General features: G+C 69.9%; 19 protein-coding genes. 11 read left to right on the top strand and 8 right to left on the bottom strand.

Annotated elements, in window-relative coordinates; translation table 11 throughout:
• Nucleotides 1–140: 140 nt before the first annotated feature.
• The 3 genes from ACIBKX_RS02335 to ACIBKX_RS02325 all read right to left on the bottom strand — a co-directional run bounded on the left by ACIBKX_RS02335 (nucleotide 141) and on the right by ACIBKX_RS02325 (nucleotide 2,664).
• Complete coding sequence (locus ACIBKX_RS02335) at nucleotides 141–1,193, bottom strand: trypsin-like peptidase domain-containing protein (protein ID WP_363277332.1); 1,053 nt, start codon at nucleotides 1,191–1,193, stop codon at nucleotides 141–143.
• 62 nt (nucleotides 1,194–1,255) lie between these two features.
• On the bottom strand, nucleotides 1,256–1,963 hold the full coding sequence (locus tag ACIBKX_RS02330; RefSeq protein ID WP_363277331.1) for a class I SAM-dependent methyltransferase: 708 nt from the start codon (nucleotides 1,961–1,963) through the stop codon (nucleotides 1,256–1,258).
• 74 nt (nucleotides 1,964–2,037) lie between these two features.
• The gene (locus ACIBKX_RS02325) at nucleotides 2,038–2,664 is read right to left on the bottom strand and encodes a DUF3043 domain-containing protein (protein ID WP_363277329.1); all 627 of its coding nucleotides are present in this window, start codon (nucleotides 2,662–2,664) and stop codon (nucleotides 2,038–2,040) included.
• 279 nt (nucleotides 2,665–2,943) lie between these two features.
• Between ACIBKX_RS02325 and ACIBKX_RS02320 the strand changes: the two genes are divergently transcribed.
• The 5 genes from ACIBKX_RS02320 (at nucleotide 2,944) to ACIBKX_RS02300 (ending at nucleotide 9,341) form a co-directional block, all read left to right on the top strand.
• A complete protein-coding gene (locus ACIBKX_RS02320) occupies nucleotides 2,944–3,735 on the top strand; it encodes a PspA/IM30 family protein (RefSeq protein ID WP_363277328.1) in 792 nt (263 codons plus the stop codon).
• Nucleotides 3,736–3,756: 21 nt separating this feature from the next.
• Nucleotides 3,757–4,035 (top strand): hypothetical protein, encoded by a 279-nt coding sequence (locus ACIBKX_RS02315; protein ID WP_363277327.1) that lies wholly within the window; start codon nucleotides 3,757–3,759, stop codon nucleotides 4,033–4,035.
• 86 nt (nucleotides 4,036–4,121) lie between these two features.
• A complete protein-coding gene (locus ACIBKX_RS02310) occupies nucleotides 4,122–5,360 on the top strand; it encodes a sensor histidine kinase (RefSeq protein ID WP_363277326.1) in 1,239 nt (412 codons plus the stop codon).
• A complete protein-coding gene (locus ACIBKX_RS02305) occupies nucleotides 5,357–6,043 on the top strand; it encodes a response regulator transcription factor (protein WP_363277324.1) in 687 nt (228 codons plus the stop codon). The genes ACIBKX_RS02310 and ACIBKX_RS02305 overlap by 4 nt, the downstream gene beginning before the upstream one ends.
• Nucleotides 6,044–6,194: 151 nt before the next feature.
• Nucleotides 6,195–9,341 (top strand): efflux RND transporter permease subunit, encoded by a 3,147-nt coding sequence (locus tag ACIBKX_RS02300; protein WP_363277323.1) that lies wholly within the window; start codon nucleotides 6,195–6,197, stop codon nucleotides 9,339–9,341.
• A gap of 71 nt (nucleotides 9,342–9,412) precedes the next feature.
• Here the strand turns inward: ACIBKX_RS02300 and ACIBKX_RS02295 are convergent, their stop codons facing one another.
• A complete protein-coding gene (locus tag ACIBKX_RS02295; protein ID WP_363277322.1) occupies nucleotides 9,413–10,633 on the bottom strand; it encodes a multidrug effflux MFS transporter in 1,221 nt (406 codons plus the stop codon).
• Between the two features lie 94 nt (nucleotides 10,634–10,727).
• Between ACIBKX_RS02295 and ACIBKX_RS02290 the strand changes: the two genes are divergently transcribed.
• Nucleotides 10,728–11,228, top strand: a complete 501-nt coding sequence (locus ACIBKX_RS02290) for a MarR family transcriptional regulator (RefSeq protein ID WP_363277321.1) — start codon at nucleotides 10,728–10,730, stop codon at nucleotides 11,226–11,228.
• 47 nt (nucleotides 11,229–11,275) lie between these two features.
• On the opposite strand, the gene nadA is transcribed toward ACIBKX_RS02290, so the two are convergent.
• Entirely contained in the window at nucleotides 11,276–12,463 is a 1,188-nt protein-coding gene (gene nadA, locus ACIBKX_RS02285; RefSeq protein ID WP_363277320.1) for a quinolinate synthase NadA, read from the bottom strand.
• Between the two features lie 266 nt (nucleotides 12,464–12,729).
• Here nadA and ACIBKX_RS02280 point away from each other — a divergent pair, with 266 nt between their 5' ends.
• The gene (locus tag ACIBKX_RS02280; protein WP_030786960.1) at nucleotides 12,730–13,086 is read left to right on the top strand and encodes an iron-sulfur cluster assembly accessory protein; all 357 of its coding nucleotides are present in this window, start codon (nucleotides 12,730–12,732) and stop codon (nucleotides 13,084–13,086) included.
• A gap of 85 nt (nucleotides 13,087–13,171) precedes the next feature.
• On the opposite strand, the gene ACIBKX_RS02275 is transcribed toward ACIBKX_RS02280, so the two are convergent.
• Together ACIBKX_RS02275 and ACIBKX_RS02270 are read right to left on the bottom strand one after the other, a co-directional pair.
• Nucleotides 13,172–14,668 (bottom strand): hypothetical protein, encoded by a 1,497-nt coding sequence (locus tag ACIBKX_RS02275; protein ID WP_363277319.1) that lies wholly within the window; start codon nucleotides 14,666–14,668, stop codon nucleotides 13,172–13,174.
• A 219-nt stretch (nucleotides 14,669–14,887) separates the two neighbouring features.
• A complete protein-coding gene (locus tag ACIBKX_RS02270; protein WP_363277318.1) occupies nucleotides 14,888–15,115 on the bottom strand; it encodes a hypothetical protein in 228 nt (75 codons plus the stop codon).
• A gap of 135 nt (nucleotides 15,116–15,250) precedes the next feature.
• Between ACIBKX_RS02270 and ACIBKX_RS02265 the strand changes: the two genes are divergently transcribed.
• Nucleotides 15,251–16,225 (top strand): carbohydrate kinase family protein, encoded by a 975-nt coding sequence (locus ACIBKX_RS02265; RefSeq protein ID WP_363277317.1) that lies wholly within the window; start codon nucleotides 15,251–15,253, stop codon nucleotides 16,223–16,225.
• On the opposite strand, the gene ACIBKX_RS02260 is transcribed toward ACIBKX_RS02265, so the two are convergent.
• Entirely contained in the window at nucleotides 16,226–17,605 is a 1,380-nt protein-coding gene (locus tag ACIBKX_RS02260) for an aminotransferase class V-fold PLP-dependent enzyme (RefSeq protein ID WP_363277316.1), read from the bottom strand.
• 318 nt (nucleotides 17,606–17,923) lie between these two features.
• Here ACIBKX_RS02260 and coxB point away from each other — a divergent pair, with 318 nt between their 5' ends.
• From coxB to ACIBKX_RS02245, 3 genes are read left to right on the top strand one after another with little or no spacing between them, the layout of a single operon-like run.
• Complete coding sequence (gene coxB / locus ACIBKX_RS02255) at nucleotides 17,924–18,886, top strand: cytochrome c oxidase subunit II (RefSeq protein ID WP_363277315.1); 963 nt, start codon at nucleotides 17,924–17,926, stop codon at nucleotides 18,884–18,886.
• Nucleotides 18,883–20,619: a cytochrome c oxidase subunit I gene (ctaD, locus tag ACIBKX_RS02250; RefSeq protein WP_363277314.1), complete on the top strand. Its 1,737-nt coding sequence runs from the start codon at nucleotides 18,883–18,885 to the stop codon at nucleotides 20,617–20,619. The genes coxB and ctaD overlap by 4 nt, the downstream gene beginning before the upstream one ends.
• Nucleotides 20,616–21,014: a cytochrome c oxidase subunit 4 gene (locus tag ACIBKX_RS02245; RefSeq protein ID WP_363277313.1), complete on the top strand. Its 399-nt coding sequence runs from the start codon at nucleotides 20,616–20,618 to the stop codon at nucleotides 21,012–21,014. Before ctaD ends, ACIBKX_RS02245 begins: the two co-directional genes overlap by 4 nt.
• Nucleotides 21,015–21,140: the final 126 nt, after the last annotated feature.

Below are 21,140 nucleotides of genomic sequence, written 5' to 3'. Positions count from 1 at the left end.
GGTGTGCGTGGACGGCACCATGTGAGCGGGGGGGTGGCGGCGGCTGGGGGCGGCGGGGGCGCGGGGGTTCGGGCACCCCTTGTTTGGGGGGGGGGGGGGGGGCCCCCCCCCCCCCCCCCCCTCACCTCATGCGTCTCCTGCTACATCTCGCCGAGCGTCACGTCAGCCGTCTCGTCGGAGCCGTCCCGTACGTACGTGACCTGCGTCTTGTCGCCCGGCTTCAGCCCGGCGAGCGCCTCGGAGAGCGAGGTGATCGTGGTGATCTCCGTGTCGCCCACCTTGGTGATGATGTCGCCGGTCTCGATGCCGGCCTTGGCCGCCGCGCCGTCCTTCTGCTCCTCGACCACGGCGACCCCCGCGGGCTTGTAGTCGTCGCCGAGGACGGTACGTCCCGTGATGCCGAGCGCGGCCCGGCCCGAATCGGTGACCTTGCCGTCCTTGATGATCTGGTCGGCGACGGTCTTCACCATCGACGACGGGATCGCGAACCCGATGCCGGGCGCCGCGCCGTCGCCCATGTCCGGGTCGGTCGCGGCAAGGGTCGGGATGCCGATGACCTCGCTGTCGAGGTTCACGAGGGCGCCGCCGCTGTTGCCGGGGTTGATCGCCGCCGAGGTCTGCACCATGTTGGCGATGGTCGCCCCGGTGCCGCCGCCCGAGCGGCCCTCGCTGACGGTCCGGCCGGTCGCGGAGACGATGCCCTGCGTGACGCTGGAGGACAGACCAAGCGGCGACCCCATGGCGAGCACGATCTGCCCGACCTCGGCCTTCGCGGAGTCCCCGAACTTCGCGGCCTTGAGCCCGCTCGGCACGTCGTCGAGCTTGATGACGGCGAGATCCTGCTCGGGGTACGCGGCGACGAGCCTGGCGCCCAGCGTCTGCTCGCCGGTCGCCGTCGTCACCTTGAAGGTCCGCTCGTCGCCCACCACATGGGCGTTGGTGACGATGTGCCCCTTGGTGTCGTAGACGACGCCGGAGCCGAGGCTGTCGGAGGCGTCGATCTGCACGACGGACGGCAGCACGTCCTCGATGACCTGCTGGTAGTCGTCCTGCAGATCGTTCGCGGCGGCGGGCGCGGCCTGCGTGGTGGATTCACGGGAGTCCCCGGAGCCGGAGCTTGCGCAGCCGCTGAGAAGGAGCCCTGCGGTGAGGGCCGCGGCGGCGGTGACGTGATGCGTACGCGAGACATTCATGCCCCGAGTGTCACGTTTGCCCGAATCTGTCGCCCTAGGTACAGGGCAATCGGGTGGGCGGGCTAGTCCCGCACCCCACAGACATGCAGCAAGGCGGCGACCCGCCGATAAGGATCAGTACGCCCGGCCCGCTCCTCGGCGGCGAGCAGCGCCGCCAGCTCCGCCTCCGGAGGCGGTACGGCGTCGTCCGCCGCCGTGTCGGTGAAGACCCGCACCCCGTACCAGGCGTGCAGGGGAGCCGCGATCCCCGCCAGGGACGCCGACACCGCGTCGAGCCGGTCGGCCCGCGCCTCGATGCCGAGCCGATTGCGGTACGTCGTGGAGTCGAAGGCGGCCATCGCCCCGGCCCAGTCCCCGCCGAGCCCCGGCCGCATGGCCAGCGCCTCAGCGTTGCGGACCAGGAGGGAGAGCAGCCCGCCGGGGGCCAGCATCCGGGCGAGCCCGGCGAGCAGCGCGTCCGGCTCGTCGACGTACATCAGAACGCCGTGACACAGCACGACGTCGAAGCTGCCGGGCAGGAAGTGGACGCCGGTCTCGCGTCCGTCGCCCTCGATGATCCTGACCCGCCCCTGGATGCCCTCGGGCTCGGCGGCGAGCGCCGCCCGTGCCGTGGCGACCATCTCCGGGTCCTGCTCGACGCCCGTCACCTTGTGGCCGGCGCGCGCGAGCCGCAGCGCCTGCGTGCCCTGGCCCATGCCGACGTCGAGCACCCGCAGTCGCTGCCCCACGGGGAAGCGCCCGGCTATCTGCTCGTCGAGCTGCCGGGTCACCAGCTCCTGGCGTACGGCATTGCGCAGACCGCCCAGCTTCTCCAGCCAGGCGGCGGCGCCGCCGGTGAATCCGCTCAGGGCCGCTCTCCGCGCTTGACCTGCGGCTTCGGCAGACGCAGTCGGCGCATCTGGAGCGTACGCATCAGGGCGTAGGCGACGGCGCCCTTCTTGTTCTCGTCCGGGAAGCGCTCGGCGAGACGCTTCTTCAGGCGGAACACCGTGGCGACCGAGTCCACGACGATCAGCACGATCACGAAGAGCCAGAGCAGCAGCGCGATGTTCTGCAGCTGCGGGATCCGGACCATGCTCAGTACGAGGATGATCACGGCCAGCGGCAGGAAGAACTCGGCGATGCAGAACCGCGAGTCCACGAAGTCACGCGCGAACTTGCGCACCGGACCCTTGTCGCGGACGGGGAGATAGCGCTCGTCGCCGCTGGCGAGGGCCTGGCGCTGCTTCTCCATCTGGACACGGCGCTCGTCGCGCTGCCGCTTCGCCGCCTCCTTGCGCGTCACAGGCGTGTTGGCCACGCTGCGGCGCTGGGTCTGGGCCTCACTGCGCTTGGGCGTGGGGCGGCCCTTCGGGGCCTGCGGGTCACGGGGCTGCTGGGAGTCGGTCACCGGGGCCTTGGCTGCCGGGGCCTTCTCGTCCTTGGATCGGCTACGGAACACAAAACCCAAGGGTACGGGGTGCGGGGGCATGGACCACAGCCCGAGTGGGAACGATCCGGCAACACCGGGCGTCTTGATTGTGTGTCTAAAGGGACGTTCCGTGTGCTTTGCAAGTGGTTGACGGGCGGTCGGCGGACGGTTCCCGGGGGTGCACCTACTCCCTACGCCGGAGCAGAGCCGCACGCAGTCGTCCTTGGGGATGAGCGCATCCGCACGCGAACAGTGCGGTAATGGATGCAGGGCCCGTACTGTGGGTTCTGTTGCAGTACCTGGAGCTGGAAGTCCGTCAGAAGGGGGCGCGCGAAGCCCATGAGCGGTGTCATGAAGCGTATGGGGATGATCTTCCGCGCGAAGGCGAACAAGGCCCTTGACCGGGCCGAGGACCCGCGCGAAACCCTCGATTACTCCTACCAGAAACAGCTGGAGCTGCTGCAGAAGGTGCGCCGGGGTGTCGCCGACGTGGCGACGTCGCGCAAGCGCCTTGAACTGCAGCTCGCCCAGCTCAACAAGCAGTCCTCCACCCTTGAGGACCAGGGCCGCAAGGCCCTCGCCCTCGGCCGTGAGGACCTGGCCCGCGAGGCGCTGTCGCGCCGTGCCGCGCTCCAGCAGCAGGTGACGGACCTGGAGACGCAGCACCAGACGCTCCAGGGCGAGGAGGAGAAGCTCACCCTCGCGGCGCAGCGGCTCCAGGCCAAGGTCGACGCCTTCCGCACGAAGAAGGAGACGATCAAGGCGACGTACACCGCCGCGCAGGCGCAGACCCGGATCGGCGAGGCCTTCTCCGGCATCTCCGAGGAGATGGGCGACGTCGGCATGGCGATCCAGCGTGCCGAGGACAAGACCGCGCAGCTCCAGGCGCGGGCCGGCGCGATCGACGAGCTGCTCGCCTCCGGTGCCCTCGACGACTCCTCCGGGCTCGCCAAGGACGACATCCAGTCCGAGCTGGATCGCCTCTCCGGTGGTACTGATGTAGAGCTGGAACTGCAGCGCATGAAGGCGGAACTGGCAGGGGGCTCGACGCCGAAGCAGGCCATCGAGCCGGGTCAGGGACAGCCCCAGGCCAAGGAGCCGCAGGACACCCCGCGCTTCGACAAGCAGTAGCTCACGTCCGAGGAGGGCGACATGATCGTACGGATCATGGGGGAGGGGCAGGTGAAGCTGGCCGACAGCCACTTCGCCGAACTGAACAAGCTGGACGACGAGCTGCTCTCCGAGATGGAGAGCGGCGACGAGTCCGGCTTCCGCCGCACACTGTCCGCGCTCCTCGACAAGGTCCGGGAGCTGGGCGACCCCCTCCCGGACGACGCCCTCGAACCCTCCGAGCTGATCCTTCCGGCGCCTGACGCGACGCTGGAAGAGGTCCGCGAGATGCTGAGCGACGACGGCTTGATCCCGGGCTGAGGCCTGAGGCGACCCCGGCTGACCAAAGCGGGCCCGAGCCGCAGGACCGGTCACAGCCGCCCGCAGGGCCCCGTACCGTTTAAGGCGTGACGACTCTCGGGCGCGGTCGATGCTGGGCCAAGGCGCATCCCCTGGCCGTGGACGGCGCCCTCGCGGCGGCCGTCCTCATCTGCATGGTCATCGGATCCTTCATCGAGCCGTACGGCCGCAACGGGCAGCCCACGTGGGGTACCCGCACCCCGGACACCCTGAGCGTCATCCTCATGGTGGTCGGCGCCACCGCCCTGATCTTCCGCCGCCGCGCCCCCTGGATCGTGCTCGGGGTGACCTGCAGCGCCTCCGTCACCGACCTCGTCACCGGCGAGTTCCGCGGTGCCGTGGTGATGAGCGCGGTCGTCGCCCTCTACACCGTCGCCGCCACCACCGACCGCCCCACCACCTGGCGGGTCGGCCTGGTCACCATGGCGGGCCTCACCGGAGTGGCGACCCTCGTGGGCCCGCTGCCCTGGTACGCCCAGGAGAACCTCGGCATCTTCGCCTGGACCGGCATGGCCGCCGCCGCGGGCGACGCGGTGCGCAGCCGCCGCGCCTTCGTCGACGCCATAAGGGAGCGCGCCGAGCGGGCCGAACGGACCCGTGAGGAAGAGGCCAGGCGGCGCGTGGCCGAGGAACGGCTCCGCATCGCCCGCGATCTGCACGACGTGGTCGCCCACCACATCGCCCTGGTCAACGTGCAGGCCGGCGTCGCAGCGCACGTCATGGACAAGCGGCCCGACCAGGCGAAGGAAGCCCTCTCCCACGTCCGCGACGCCAGCCGCTCCGCGCTGAACGAACTCCGCGCCACCGTCGGCCTGTTGCGGCAGACCGGCGACCCCGAGGCCCCCACCGAACCGGCGCCCGGACTGGCCCGCCTGGACGATCTCGTGGACACCTTCCGGCATGCGGGGCTCCCCGTGGAGGTGACCCTCGGCGACGCGGTCACCGAACTCCCCGCCGGAGTCGACCTGGCCGCCTACCGGATCATCCAGGAAGCCCTCACCAACGTACAGAAGCACGCGGGCACCGGCGCCAAGGCCGAGGTCAGCGTCGTCCGCGTGGGACCGAACATCGAGGTCACCGTCCTCGACGACGGACCGGGCGCGGTCGCCGATCCGGAGCGGGACAGCGGCGGCGGGCACGGCCTGATCGGCATGCGCGAACGCGTCAGCGCGCTCGGCGGCCGCTGCACCGCGGGCCCCCGCTACGGCGGCGGCTTCCGCGTCCATGCGATCCTGCCGGTCACGGCCGAGCCGGTAGGACCGGCAGAGGGAGGGACCACCGCGTGACGATCCGGGTGCTGCTCGCCGACGACCAGGCGCTGCTGCGCAGCGCGTTCAAGGTGCTCGTCGACTCCGAGCCCGACATGGAGGTCGTCGCCGAGGCCTCGGACGGCGCGGAGGCCGTCGAACTCGCCAGGGCGAAGGGCGCCGACGTCGTCCTGATGGACATCCGGATGCCCGGCACCGACGGCCTCGCCGCCACCCGGCTGATCAGCGCGGACCCCGAACTCGCCCACGTACGCGTGGTCATGCTGACGACCTTCGAGGTCGACGAGTACGTGGTGCAGTCGCTGCGCGCGGGCGCCTCCGGCTTCCTCGGCAAGGGCGCCGAGCCCGACGAACTGCTCGGCGCGATCCGCATCGCGGCGGCCGGCGAGGCGCTGCTCTCCCCGGCGGCGACCAAAGGGCTGATCGCCAAGTTCCTCGCGCAGGGCGAGGGTTCGGACGACGACGGCCAGGCGGGCGCGCGCGGCGAGCGGCTCGACGCGCTCACCGGGCGCGAGCGTGAGGTCCTCGTCCAGGTCGCGGGCGGGCACTCGAACGACGAGATCGCCGAGCGCCTTGAGGTCAGCCCGCTCACCGTGAAGACCCATGTGAACCGCGCGATGGCGAAGCTCGGCGCCCGCGACCGGGCACAACTCGTCGTCATCGCCTACGAATCGGGCCTGGTACGTCCAAGGGTGGAGTGACGCGGGGCGCGACGTACTGCGCCCGCAGTAGGCGCCGGATAAGAACGGGCCCCGGGAGTGAGGTTTCCCACCCGGGACATGGCTGAGGGTGTAGGAGGCACCGGTCTGCCGGTGCCCGTCCCCGCGCAGTACGCCACAGAGAGAGACCACCATGTCCTGGCTGTCCCGATTCAGTCTGGCCCAACGGGCCCTGATCGGGCTGATGTCGATTGTCGCGCTGATCTTCGGCGCCATCGCGATCCCTCAGCTCAAGCAGCAGTTGCTGCCCTCCATCGAACTCCCGATGGTGTCCGTCCTGGCCCCGTATCAGGGCGCGTCCCCCGATGTGGTCGAGAAGCAGGTCGTCGAGCCGCTCGAGTCCTCCATCGACGCGGTCGACGGGATCACCGGCATCACCTCCACGGCGAGCGAGGGCAACGCCGTGATCATGGCCCAGTTCGACTACGGCAGCGGCTCCAAGCAGCTCGTCGCCGACGTCCAGCAGGCCGTGAACCGCGCCGGGGCCGAACTCCCCGACGACGTCGACCCGCAGGTCATCGCGGGCTCCACGGACGACATACCGACCGTGGTCCTCTCCGTCACCTCCGACAAGGACCAGCAGGCGCTCTCCGACCAGCTGGACCGCACGGTCGTCCCGGCCCTGGAGGACATCGACGGCGTCGGCCAGGTCACCGTCGACGGCGTGCGCGACCTCCAGGTCGACGTCACCCCCGACGACAAGAAGCTGGCGAAGGCGGGCCTCACCCCGGCCGCGCTCGGCCAGGCGCTCCAGGCCGGCGGCGGCACCCTCCCCGCGGGCTCCTTCGACGAGGACGGCAAGAACCGCACCGTCCAGGTCGGCGGCGGCTACACCTCGCTGAAGCAGATCAAGGACCTGATGGTCACGCCCGAGGCCAAGCCGGGGGAGCGGCCGGGCAAGCCGGTGCGCCTCGGTGACCTCGCGAAGGTCGAGCAGCAGCCGGCGTCCGCCACCTCCATCACCCGCACCAACGGCAGGCCCAGCCTCGCCGTCGCGGTCACCATGGACCAGGACGGCAGCGCCGTCGCCATCTCCGACGCGGTCAAGGACAAGCTGCCCGACCTGCGCAAGGATCTCGGCGCGGGCTCGGAGCTCACGGTCGCGAGCGACCAGGGCCCGGCGGTCTCCAAGTCCATCGAGGGCCTGACCACCGAGGGCGCCCTCGGCCTGGTCTTCGCCGTCATCGTCATCCTGGTCTTCCTGGCGTCGCTCCGCTCGACGCTGGTCACGGCGGTCTCCATCCCGCTCTCGGTGGTCCTCGCCCTGATCGTGCTGTGGACGAGGGACCTCTCCCTCAACATGCTCACACTGGGCGCGCTGACCATCGCCATCGGCCGCGTCGTCGACGACTCGATCGTGGTCCTGGAGAACATCAAGCGCCATCTCGGGTACGGCGAGGAGCGCGAGGCCGCGATCCTCACCGCCGTCAAGGAGGTCGCGGGCGCGGTGACGTCCTCGACCCTCACCACGGTCGCGGTGTTCCTGCCCATCGGCCTGGTCGGCGGCATGGTGGGCGAGCTGTTCGGCTCGTTCTCGCTGACGGTGACGGCGGCGCTGCTCGCGTCCCTGCTCGTCTCGCTGACGGTCGTCCCGGTCCTCTCCTACTGGTTCCTGCGCGCCCCCAAGGACGTACGCGGCGCCGACCCGGAGGAGGCCCGCCGCAAGGCCGAGGAGAAGGAGGCGAAGAGCAGGCTCCAGCGCATCTACGTCCCCGTCCTGCGCTTCGCCACGCGCCGCAGGCTGACCAGCGTCGTCCTGGCGATCGTGGTCCTCGTCGGTACGTTCGGCATGGCGCCGCTCCTGAAGACCAACTTCTTCGACCAGGGCGAGCAGGAAGTCCTGACCATCAAGCAGGAGTTGAAGCCGGGCACCAGCCTGGCGGCGTCCGACGCGTCGGCGAAGAAGATCGAGAAGATGCTGGACGGCATCGACGAGATCAAGGACTACCAGGTCACCGTCGGTTCCTCCGGTTTCATGGCGGCCTTCGGCGGCGGCACGGACACCAACCAGGCCTCGTACACGCTGACGCTCAAGGACAAGGCGTCGTACGACAAGACGCAGGACCTCGTCGAGGAGGAGCTCGGCAAGCTCTCCGGCATCGGCCAGACGTCCGTCGCGGCCGGTGACGGCTTCGGCAACCAGGACCTGAGCGTGGTCGTCAAGGCCGCCGACGCCGAGGTGCTGCGCGAGGCGTCCGACGACGTCCGTGCGGAGGTCGCGAAGCTCGACGACGTCACGGACGTGCAGAGCGACCTCTCGCAGAGCATTCCGCGGATCACGGTCAAGGCCAACTCCAAGGCGGCGGCGGCCGGTTTCAACGACACGACGCTCGGCCAGGCCGTCGCCCAGGCGGTGCGCGGCACGCAGAGCGGCAAGGCGATCCTCGACGACACCGAGCGCGATGTCGTGGTGAAGTCGGCGCGTCCGGCGAAGACCCTGGACGAGCTGCGGAAGCTGAACCTCGGCTCCGTGAAGCTCGGTGACATCGCCACGGTCAAGCTGGCCGACGGGCCCGTCTCGATGACCCGGATCGACGGTGCCCGCGCCGCGACGATCACGGCGAAGCCGACCGGCGACAACACGGGCGCGGTCAGCGCGGACCTCACCAAGAAGCTCGACGCGCTGAAGCTGCCCGACGGCGCCACGGCGTCCATCGGCGGTGTCTCCGAGGACCAGGACGAGGCGTTCGCGTCCCTGGGCCTGGCGATGCTGGCGGCGATCGCGATCGTCTTCATGCTGCTGGTCGCGACGTTCCGCTCGCTGGTCCAGCCGCTGATCCTGCTGGTCTCGATCCCGTTCGCGGCGACCGGCGCGATCGGTCTGCTCATCGCGACGAACACCCCGATGGGCGTCCCCGCGATGATCGGCATGCTGATGCTGATCGGCATCGTGGTGACCAACGCGATCGTCCTGATCGACCTGATCAACCAGTACCGCAGGCAGGGCTACGGCGTCGTCGAGGCGGTCGTCGAGGGCGGCCGCCACCGGCTCCGCCCGATCCTGATGACGGCCCTGGCGACGATCTTCGCGCTCCTCCCGATGGCGCTCGGCGTCACGGGCGAGGGCGGCTTCATCGCCAAGCCGCTCGCGGTGGTGGTGATCGGCGGTCTGATCACGTCGACGCTGCTGACCCTCCTCCTCGTCCCGACGCTGTACGCGATGCTGGAGCTCCGCAAGGAGAAGCGGCGCGCCAAGCGCGCGGCGAAGCGGGCGAAGAAGGCGGGGGTACCGCCGCAGGCCAGCGCTGATGCGGGCGAGCCGGAGCCCGCAAAGATCTAGCCGCTCGCGTTGTGGGCAGGCGTTCCGCACGGCGGAACGGGTGGGCACAACGCACAAGCGCCGGGCAAGCGTCAGACGAGGCGTTCGGCGTCACCCGGCACGGGGTGCTCCTCAAGAAGAGGGGCACCCCGTCCGCGTACCAGGACAGCCGGCGCGGCCAGCGCGAGCCCGCTGCACAGCGTCATCCCCACGAACAGCGGCACGGCAGTGGCATCCCCACCCAGCCCCACCAGCGGAGCGACCACCGCGCCCAGCGCACTCTGGGCGGTGCCCAGCAATGCCGACCCCACGCCGGAGGCGTACGGCACACGAGCCAGCGCCAGCGCCGCCGAGTTGGCCACCACGAGCCCGAGCCCACCGAACACGACGGCCATCAGCCCCAGGCACAGCACCGTCGACAACAGCCCCGTCACCGTGACGGCGAGCAGCACCGCGGAGCCGGCGAACATCGCCGAGAGCCCGCCCCGCAGCAACGCCTCAGGGGCGACCCGCCCCACGATCCGCGCCCCCACCGCACTGGAGACCGTCGCGACCACCGCACCACCGGAGAAGGCGACGGACGAGGCCCCCACCCCCATCCCCAGCACGTTCTGCAGCAGGAACGGCGACCCGGCGATGTAGCAGAACAGCATCCCGAACCCGAAGGTGAACGCGAGGGTGTACCCCACATAGGCCCGGTCGCCCACGACGGAGCGGACCGAGCCCACCACCGCCCGCACCCCGCCCGTCTGCCGCCGCTCCTTCGGCAGACTCTCCGGTACGCCGACGACGACGGCCAGCGTCACGAGCAGCGAGACCCCGGCAAGCACCCAGAACACGCCACGCCACCCCGCGGCCCCGATCACCGCGCCACCGGCCAGCGGCGCGAGGATCGGCGCGATCCCGGCCAGCGTCATCAGGATCCCGAACAGCCGTGCCGCGGCGGCCCCCTGGACCCGGTCGGAGACCACGGCCCGGCTGATCACGACCCCCGCCGCCCCGCTGAACCCGGTCACGAACCGCAGCGCGACCAGCCATCCGAGCGAGGGCGCCACGGCGCACAGCGCGGTCCCCACGGTGCACACGGCCGCGCCCGCGAGCAGCGGCACGCGTCGGCCGTACCGGTCGGAGAGCGGCCCGAAGACGAGATGCCCGAGCGTCATCCCGACCAGGAACGCGGTCAGCGTGAGCTGCACCCCGGAGGCGTCGGTGCCCAATTCCTCGGCCATCCGCGGAAAGGCGGGCAGATACATGTCGGTCGACAGGGGACCGATGAACGTCAGCAGCGCGAGCGCGGCGGTGAGCAAGGGCATGACGGAGAAACCCTTCCGGGCAGGGATCGGCCGGGGAACCGATCACGGGAGATCGAGATAGTTATATAACTATAGCTAGCGCTAGCATGGGGGAGTGACCGAGAAGCAGAACGCACGGACCGAGGCCGAGGACGACACCGACCGGCAGCTCTTCCGGCAGGCGGGGGAGCTGACCCCGCCGCTGTACGCCCTCTCGCGCGTCCTGCGCTTCCAGGGCATGGAGGAGGCGGGGCTGTGGCGGCTGCCGCCGTCGGAGCTGGAGTTGATGCGCTACGTCCACGCGGAACCAGGTGTGACGGTGAGCGTCCTGGCGCGCGAACTCGGCCTGCACGCCAGCAATGTGAGCGCCACGGTCCGCGGTCTGGTCAACGCGGGGCACCTGGAGCGCGAGAAGGACCCGAACGACGGCCGGGTGGTGCGCCTGAAGCCGACTCTCAAGGCGGAGCAGGGCATGGCCCTGATCGAGAACGCCTGGTCGGAGATTTTCGCCGACGCGCTCGCCACGCTCTCCGAGGAGCAGCGTGCGGCGCTGGCCGCGTCCGTGCCGGCGCTGGACGCGCTGGCGGCCGCGCTCAAGGAGCGTAGGACGCGGTAAGGGGCACCCGCAATGGCGGGTGCCCCTTACGTGCTGTCTACGGAGGGCTACGGCAGCGCCAGCATCCGCTCCAGGGCCAGCTTCGCGAACTGTTCGGTCTCGCGGTCGACCTCGATCTGGTTGACGAGGTTGCCCTCGGCCAGCGACTCCAGGGCCCAGACCAGGTGCGGCAGGTCGATCCGGTTCATGGTCGAGCAGAAGCAGACCGTCTTGTCGAGGAACACGATCTCCTTGTCCTCGGCGGCGAAGCGGTTCGCGAGGCGGCGCACCAGGTTCAGCTCGGTGCCGATGGCCCACTTGGACCCGGCGGGAGCCGCCTCCAGCGTCTTGATGATGTGCTCGGTCGAGCCGACGTAATCGGCCGCGGCCACGACCTCGTGCTTGCACTCGGGGTGGACGAGGACGTTCACGCCGGGTATCCGCGCCCGCACGTCCTCCACCGACTCCAGCGAGAAGCGCCCGTGCACCGAGCAGTGCCCGCGCCACAGGATCATCTTCGCGTCGCGCAGCTGCTCGACGGTCAGGCCGCCGCCCGGCTTGTGCGGGTTGTAGACCACGCAGTCGTCGAGCGAGAGGCCCATGTCGCGGACCGCGGTGTTCCGGCCGAGGTGCTGGTCCGGCAGGAAGAGGATCTTCTCGCCCTGCTCGAAGGCCCACTCCAGGGCGCGCTTGGCGTTCGACGACGTACAGATCGTGCCGCCGTGCTTGCCGGTGAAGGCCTTGATGTCGGCCGAGGAGTTCATGTACGAGACGGGGACGACCTGCTCGGCGACGCCGGCCTCGGTCAGCACGTCCCAGCACTCCGCGACCTGCTCGGCCGTGGCCATGTCGGCCATCGAGCAGCCCGCCGCCAGGTCGGGGAGCACGACCTTCTGGTCGTCGGTGGTCAGGATGTCCGCCGACTCGGCCATGAAGTGCACGCCGCAGAAGACGATGTACTCCGCCTCGGGCTTGGCGGCCGCGTCCTTGGCCAGCTTGAACGAGTCGCCGGTGACATCCGCGAACTGGATGACCTCGTCGCGCTGGTAGTGGTGGCCGAGCACGAAGACCTTGTCCCCGAGCTTCTCCTTGGCGGCGCGGGCGCGCTCGACGAGGTCGGGGTCGGAGGGGGACGGCAGATCGCCGGGGCACTCCACGCCGCGCTCGCTCTTGGGGTCGGCCTCGCGGCCGAGCAGCAGCAGGGCGAGCGGGGTCGGCTGGACGTCGAGGTCCACGGGGGACTGGGCGGTGGTCACGAGACACGCACCCTTTCTTCTCTGCAGACGATGCCTTTTCGTCTAATTGACGTTATCTATCATAACCGGTTCACGTCAGTTTGACGATGGCCATAGTGTCGATGTGACGCGTTCGCCTTTCCCGGGCCGGTGTCCCCGGCGACGTCATGTGCGAGCATGAAGGGACAGACAAGCGAGAGATACAGCGCGCGGCCCGGAATGAATCCGCGGCCCCGGCGGTTGCAATCGTCGGCAAGCAGTCTCCGTACAACCCGGGAGAGAAGCAGATGTCCGTATCGGACGAGACCACCACCGTGAGCGACGGCATCCTCCTGTCCGACGCCGCCGCGGCCAAGGTCAAGGGCCTTCTTGAGCAGGAGGGCCGGGACGACCTGGCGCTGCGCGTCGCCGTTCAGCCCGGCGGCTGCTCCGGCCTGCGCTACCAGCTGTTCTTCGACGAGCGGACGCTGGACGGCGACGTCGTCAAGGACTTCGACGGCGTGAAGGTCGTCACCGACCGGATGAGCGCTCCCTACCTGGGCGGTGCCTCCATCGACTTCGTCGACACCATCGAGAAGCAGGGCTTCACGATCGACAACCCGAACGCCACGGGCTCCTGCGCCTGCGGCGACTCCTTCAGCTAGGCGGCACGGACTCGCGCCGAGTCCGTACGCACACGAAGACGGCCCCCGATTTCTCGGGGGCCGTCTTCGTTCCGCTGCCGGCTGCCTATTTCTGCGGCACCGTCCCGCCGCCCTGCGCGTCCACGACCTTCCGGTCGCCGAGCGGCTGGTCCAGGGTCACGGTCCGGGTGAACTCCTTGGCCATCATGATGCAGACCTTGCCCTTCTTCCGGGTCTCGGTCACCTGCACGCTGACGCTGCCCTTGCTCTCGTCGGCCGAGGCCTTGTAGTCGCTGCACACGCCGCCCCAGAAGCGCAGCGTCAGCGACTTGCCGTCCACGGCGTACGACTCGACGCGCACCGTCCCGTCCTCGCCCGTGCCCGGCTTCTCGGTGGGCGCCGTCGGCACGGGGGTCGGCGTGCTCGGCGGGGTCAGGAACTTCGGCTCCACCGCCGGATGCGTCACGGTGAAACTGTCCTGCGCGCCCTGCGGCTCCACCTCGAACAGCCAGGACGGCACGAGTGCCTGCCGCCCGTCCACGAAGTGCGCCGCGAGCCCGAAGGCGGCGCCCTTCACGGTGATCGGCTGCGGCTTCGGCGGCGCGGAGGACGGCTCCTCGCAGGGCGCCTGCGGCCGCACCTCGCCGTCCGCCGCGTCCTCCGGTACGGCCGTGGCGCAGCCGCCGATGCCGACCCGCCCGTCGCCGCCCCGGCCCGACTTGTTGAGCTGGTCCAGGGTCTTCTGCGCGCCGATCACCGGGTACGTCGCACCCTTCTCCGGCGCCTTCAAGTGCCCGCTGCCGCCGACCACTTGGCCGTCCGAGCCGACCTGGATGCCGGTCGACCAGCCGTACGTCGGCAGGCCGCCCACCTCCGGGTCGGCGTTCACCACCCGTACGGCGCCCATGAGTTGGCGTGCGTCCAGCTTCGCGTCGTCCTGGCCCAGCGCCTTCAGGACGGGCGCCGCCGCCTTCTTCGCGGCGCTCTCGCCGACCGCGTCACCGCCGCCGCCCGTTCCGTCCGGGGCCGTCGACGTGCCTGAACAGGGCTTGCCCTTGGGGCAGTTGTCGGTTCCGCCCGTGGTGTACCTGGTGAACGTCCAGGTGCCGGGGGCCTGCTTGCTCACCTGGAGCGAGGGCCCCGAGCCGTCCTTGGCCGGGCCGATCTTCCAGGCGCCCTCGTGCGACGTGGGCTTGCCCGAGACACCCAGGGCCTCGGCGAGTTCGGTCACCTGGTCCGCGGTGACGCCGCCCCGCGCGTGGTACACGGCCGCCGCGTCCGGTCCGTCCGGCAGCTTGCCCTCGGCCCGGTAGGTGGCGCCGTTCGGGTCGGGTTCGCCCGGGGCGATCCCGTCCGTACTGCCGTCGCCGCTCCTGTCGCCGTCCGTGTAACCGTCGAGCGCGAGCGGCGGGGGAGTACCGCCGTCCCCCGCGGGCGCCCCGCCGTCGCTGCTGCTGCTGCCGCCGCCGCCGGACGCCGTCGCGGCGAAGTAGGCGCCGCCGCCACCGACGAGCAGCACCGTGGCCGCGACCGAGGCGACCGCAAGGCGGGAACGCCGCCGCTGCGGCTCGGCCGCGTCATGAACGGATCGCTCGGTGCTCACCGCATCGCTCCTTCGACTGCACTGCTGTCCCTCGGGACCCGTGCGTGGGTCTCATCCGTATCCCGTGTCCCCTTCGCGGGGGACAGCGGTGGGACGCAGCAGGGGAGCGCACGGTTCCCTCCGCGCGCGCCGGTGCCCCTCGGGGCGCCGCCGACCCGTACCGGAACGGCCCCGCCGACCCTTGAATCGGCGCCGGTGCCCCTTAAATCCAGTCTCGGCTCAGTCGCCGTACTCGGACATGCCGTCGATCAGCCGCGCGGAGGCGGGCGGGACGGTGACGCCGTGGATCAGCGCGGGGGAGACGGGGGCCGTCACGGTGCGGGCCGGAGCCGCCCAGTGCGGGGCCATGCGCGCGCAGTCGCCGCGCAGCGTCTCCAGATTCTCCGGGGCCTCGGAGGCGAGTTCGACGGGACGCGTGGTGACGACATGCTTCGAGATGACGGCCATAACGGCACCGTACGCATTTCTCGCCCTGCGAAAAAAGCCCTACTATCGGGTAGTTTTGCCTCTTCAGCGCCGGTGCCCCGACCCGGTAGCGTGAACTGTCAACCCCTCGCCTCTCCTCCACAGGAGCACCCAGCCGTGCGTATCGCAGTCTCCGGCTCCATCGCCACCGACCACCTGATGACCTTTCCCGGCCGCTTCGCCGACCAACTGGTCGCGGATCAGCTGCACACGGTTTCCCTCTCCTTCCTCGTCGACGCCCTCGACGTCCGCAGGGGAGGCGTCGCCGCCAACATCAGCTTCGGCATGGGGCAGCTCGGCACCACCCCGATCCTGGTCGGCGCCGCGGGCGCCGACTTCGACGAGTACCGCGCCTGGCTCGACCGGCACGGCGTGGACACGGCCTCGGTCCGGATCTCCGAGACGCTGCACACCGCCCGTTTCGTCTGCACCACGGACGCCGACCACAACCAGATCGGCTCCTTCTACACCGGCGCCATGAGCGAGGCCCGGCTGATCGAGCTGAAGACCGTCGCGGACCGCGTGGGCGGCCTCGACCTGGTCCTGATCGGCGCCGACGACCCGGAGGCGATGCTCCGGCACACCGAGGAGTGCCGCTCCCGCGAGATCCCGTTCGCCGCGGACTTCTCGCAGCAGATCGCCCGCATGGAGGGCGAGGAGATCCGCACCCTCCTGGACGGCGCCACGTACCTCTTCTCCAACGAGTACGAGAAGGGCCTCATCGAGTCCAAGACCGGCTGGACCGACGCGGAGATCCTCGCCAAGGTCGGCCACCGGGTGACCACCCTCGGCTCCCGCGGCGTCCGCATCGAGTCCGTGGGCCAGGACCCGATCGAGGTCGGCGTCCCGGAGGAGGAGGCGAAGGTCGAGCCGACCGGCGTCGGCGACGCCTTCCGCGCCGGCTTCCTCTCCGGCCTCGCCTGGGGCGTCTCGCACGAGCGCGCGGCGCAGGTCGGCTGCATGCTCGCCACCCTGGTCATCGAGACCGTCGGCACGCAGGAGTACGAGCTGCGCCGCAGCAACTTCATGGACCGCTTCACCAAGGCGTACGGCCATGAGGCCGCCTCGGACGTCCGGCAGCACCTGGCCTAGTCACGCGCTCCGGCGGACCACATAGGCGACACCGTGGTCCGCCGGCCGCTCACCCACGTACTCCTGGCCCCGCATCTCGCACCACGCGGGGATGTCGAGCCGCGCCGCCTCGTCGTCCGCGAGGACGGTGACCGTCCCGCCGACCGGGACGCCCCCGATGACCTTGGCGAGCTCGATGACGGGCAGCGGGCAGCGCTTCCCGAGCGCGTCCACGACCAGCGAGGCCTCCGCGGAGCCCGCCGGGGAGCCGACCGGCGCGCCCAGCTTGTCGCGGACCCCGGCCACCACCCCCGGCAGCACGCCGAGGAACTGCTCGACCTCGGACTCCGCCGTCCCTCGGGGGAGTGAAATCCGTACGTTGCCCTCGCTCAGTACGCCCATGGCCTTCAGCACATGGCTCGGTGTCAGCGTCGAACTCGTGCACGACGAACCGGACGAAACGGAGAATCCCGCCCGGTCCAGCTCGTGCAGCACCGTCTCCCCGTCGACATAGAGACACGAGAAGGTGACGAGGTGGGGCAGCCGCCGCACGGGATCGCCCACCACCTCCACGTCCGGCACCAGCTCCGGGACCCGCGCTCGGATCCGCTCGGTCAACTCCCGCAGCCGGGCCTCCTCCTCGGCCGCCTCGGCCCGCAGGGCCCGCAGCGACGCCGCCGCCGCGACCACCGCCGGGATGTTCTCGAAGCCGGCCGCACGCCCCGACTCCCGCTCGTCGGCGGGACCTTGAGCGGCGAAGCGCACTCCCTTGCGTACGACGAGAAGCCCGACGCCCGCGGGTCCGCCCCACTTGTGGGCACTCGCGGCGAGCAGCGACCACTCACCGCCCACCGGGCCCCACGCCAGCGACTGCGCCGCGTCCACGAGCAGCGGCACCCCCGCGGCCCGACACGCCGCCGCGACCTCGGCCACCGGCTGCTCGGTGCCCACCTCGTGGTTGGCGGACTGGAGGCAGGCGAGGGCGGTGTCGGGGCGCAGCGCCTCGGCGTACGCCGCCGGGCTCACCGCACCGGACCGGTCCACGCCGACCTCCGTGAAGGTGCCTCCCCCGGACTCGTGGGCGCCCGCCGAATGGAGGACCGACGAGTGTTCGACCGCGGACACCACGAGGTGCCGCCCGACACGCCGACGCCCGGCGAGCGCCCCCGCGATCCCGGAGTGCACCGCGCGGGTCCCCGACGAGGTGAAGGTCAGCTCGTCGGGCCGGCACCCCACGGCCTCGGCGGCGGCCTCCCGCGCCGCGTCAAGCAGCAGCCGCGCCCGTCGCCCCTCCCGGTAGAGCCGCGCCGGATCGGCCCACCCCTCATCGAGCGAGGCCTGCAGCGCCTGCCGGGCGACGGGGTGGAGGGGAGCGGAGGAGGCAGCATCGAAATAGGACACGGGGCTAACGCTACGGGCCCCGATAGGGGCGCGGGGAACTGCGCGACAAGCCACGACGGACCCGCGGTCGCGCACCCACGGGTGACCCCGGGACAAGAGGCGCCCCGACCCCCCGTCAGAAAGCCCCGCAGGGAAGGGCGGCCCACCCTTCGGAGTGACCCGCGGCGCGTTAGGCACCCTCCCCGCGCGACCCCAAATAGCGTCCAGTAAGGTTTGGCCCGCATAAACATCCAAACCCCTGCCCGCCGCAGGGCGGCGACCGACCAGCGAGAAGGCCGCACCCGACCGCGCGGGCCGAGACTCTCGGGAAGGCGCTACGTGAGTCCCAACGGCTCCGACCGCTCGTCGCGGCGCCCGATGCGGCGGAAGCTGCCGCAGGTGCTGACTGCGGGCCTGATCCTGGCGACCGCCACCGGTTGCACATACAAGGACTTTCCCCGCCTTGGTATGCCCACCCCCGTAACGGAAGAGGCTCCGCGGATCCTCTCCCTCTGGCAGGGCTCGTGGGCGGCAGCGCTCGCCACGGGCGTGCTGGTCTGGGGTCTGATCCTGTGGAGTGTCATCTTCCACCGGCGCAGCCGCACCAAGGTGGAGGTTCCTCCGCAGACGCGTTACAACATGCCCATCGAGACGCTTTACACGGTGGTTCCTCTCATCATCGTCTCGGTGCTCTTCTACTTCACGGCTCGTGATGAGTCGAAGCTCCTCAAGCTCGAGGCGAAGCCGGCCCACACGATCAACGTGGTCGGCTACCAGTGGAGCTGGGGCTTCAACTACATCGAGGACGTCCCGGGTTCCGACAAGGGAGACGCCAAGACGGCCAAGGAGCTGGAGGCCATCCCGGACAAGTACCGGAAGGCCTTCCCGGCCAACGCCGGCGGTGTGTACGAGGTCGGTACGCCCGGTGAGCGGAACCCGCAGAACGGCAACCCCGGTCCGACCCTCTGGCTCCCCAAGGGCGAGAAGGTCCGCTTCGTGCTGACTTCGCGTGACGTCATCCACTCCTTCTGGGTGGTGCCGTTCCTCATGAAGCAGGACGTCATCCCGGGCCACACCAACGCCTTCGAGGTGACTCCCAACAAGGAGGGCACCTTCATGGGCAAGTGCGCCGAGCTCTGCGGTGTCGACCACTCCCGGATGCTCTTCAACGTGAAGGTCGTTTCCCCCGAGCGCTACCAGAAGCACCTCGAGGACCTCGCGAAGAAGAACCAGACCGGATACATCCCGGCCGGCATCGAGCAGACGAGCCACGAGAAGAACCGGGAGACGAACAACCTGTGAGCATCCTCAACGAACCTCAGGGTGCCGCGGCAGCAGACGACTCGTACGAGGATGAGCTGCCGGTACGGCGCAAGCAGCCGGGAAATGTCGTCGTCAAGTGGTTGACCACCACTGACCACAAGACGATCGGCACGCTCTACCTGGTCACGTCGTTCGCGTTCTTCTGCATCGGCGGCGTGATGGCGCTCTTCATGCGCGCCGAACTCGCCCGTCCCGGCACGCAGCTCATGTCGAACGAGCAGTTCAACCAGGCGTTCACGATGCACGGCACGATCATGCTGCTGATGTTCGCGACGCCGCTGTTCGCCGGATTCGCGAACTGGATCATGCCGCTGCAGATCGGCGCGCCCGACGTGGCGTTCCCGCGGCTGAACATGTTCGCCTACTGGCTGTACCTCTTCGGCTCGCTCATCGCGGTGGGCGGCTTCCTCACCCCGCAGGGTGCGGCCGACTTCGGCTGGTTCGCCTACTCCCCGCTGTCGGACGCCGTCCGCTCGCCGGGCATCGGCGCCGACATGTGGATCATGGGTCTGGCCTTCTCCGGCTTCGGCACGATCCTCGGCTCGGTCAACTTCATCACCACGATCATCTGCATGCGCGCACCCGGCATGACGATGTTCCGGATGCCGATCTTCGTGTGGAACGTCCTGCTGACGGCCGTCCTGGTCCTGCTGGCCTTCCCGGTTCTGGCCGCCGCGCTGTTCGCCCTGGAGGCGGACCGTAAATTCGGTGCCCATATCTTCGACGCGGCCAATGGCGGCGCATTGCTCTGGCAACACCTCTTCTGGTTCTTCGGCCATCCAGAGGTGTACATCATTGCCCTGCCATTCTTCGGAATCATTTCCGAGGTCATCCCGGTCTTCTCCCGCAAGCCGATGTTCGGCTACATGGGTCTGATCGGTGCGACGATCGCGATCGCCGGTCTCTCCGTGACGGTGTGGGCGCACCACATGTACGTCACAGGCGGCGTGCTCCTACCGTTCTTCTCCTTCATGACGTTCTTGATCGCCGTGCCAACAGGCGTGAAGTTCTTCAACTGGATCGGAACGATGTGGAAGGGCTCACTGAGTTTCGAGACACCGATGCTCTGGGCCGTCGGCTTCCTGATCACCTTCACCTTCGGTGGTCTGACCGGCGTCATCCTGGCCTCGCCGCCGATGGACTTCCACGTATCGGACTCGTACTTCGTGGTGGCGCACTTCCACTACGTCGTCTTCGGCACCGTCGTCTTCGCGATGTTCTCCGGATTCCACTTCTGGTGGCCGAAGTTCACCGGCAAGATGCTGGACGAGCGCCTCGGCAAGATCACGTTCTGGACGCTGTTCGTGGGCTTCCACGGCACGTTCCTGGTGCAGCACTGGCTGGGTGCCGAGGGCATGCCGCGTCGTTACGCGGACTACCTCGCCGCCGACGGCTTCACCGCGCTGAACACGATCTCGACGATCTGCTCGTTCCTGCTCGGCCTGTCGATCCTGCCGTTCTTCTACAACATCTGGAAGACGGCCAAGTACGGCAAGAAGATCGAGGTCGACGACCCGTGGGGCTACGGCCGTTCGCTGGAGTGGGCGACGTCCTGCCCGCCGCCGCGGCACAACTTCCTCACGCTGCCGCGGATCCGTTCCGAATCCCCGGCGTTCGACCTGCATCACCCTGAGATCGCCGCTCTCGACCAGCTCGAGGGCCACGGTCACGGTGACAAGGCGCTCGCGGGCGGCAAGGAGGCCGGCAAGTGAAGGTCCAAGGCAAGATGTTCATCTGGCTGAGCGTCTTCGTGCTCGCCATGGCGATCGTCTACGGCTGGTGGTCCAAGGAGCCGGCCGGTACGACCGCGCTCTTCCTGGCCTTCGGCCTGTGCATCATGATCGGCTACTACCTGGCCTTCACGGCCCGGCGTGTCGACGCGTCCGCACAGGACGACAAGGAGGCCGACGTCGCGGACGAGGCCGGCGAGGTGGGCTTCTTCAGCCCGCACAGCTGGCAGCCGCTCTCCCTGGGCATCGGCGGCGCGCTCGCCTTCCTGGGCGTCGTCTTCGGCTGGTGGCTGCTGTACTTCTCGGCCCCGATCATCCTGATCGGCCTCTTCGGCTGGGTCTTCGAGTACTACCGCGGCGAGAACCAGACCCAGTGAGTCTGTAGTTCGACCGTCGTCCCGAGGGGCCCGGACACTCCGTCAGGAGTGTCCGGGCCCCTCGGCGTGTCGCGGTTGACACTCGTACGGGTCACCCGGCGCGCCGCGGGTGACGAACCTTCATAC

Origin of the sequence: Streptomyces sp. NPDC050658 (genome assembly GCF_044457025.1) — a bacterium.
Classification (GTDB): domain Bacteria; phylum Actinomycetota; class Actinomycetes; order Streptomycetales; family Streptomycetaceae; genus Streptomyces.
Note: the sequence above shows the minus strand (reverse complement) of the source record. Positions and strands in the feature narration are given on the sequence as shown.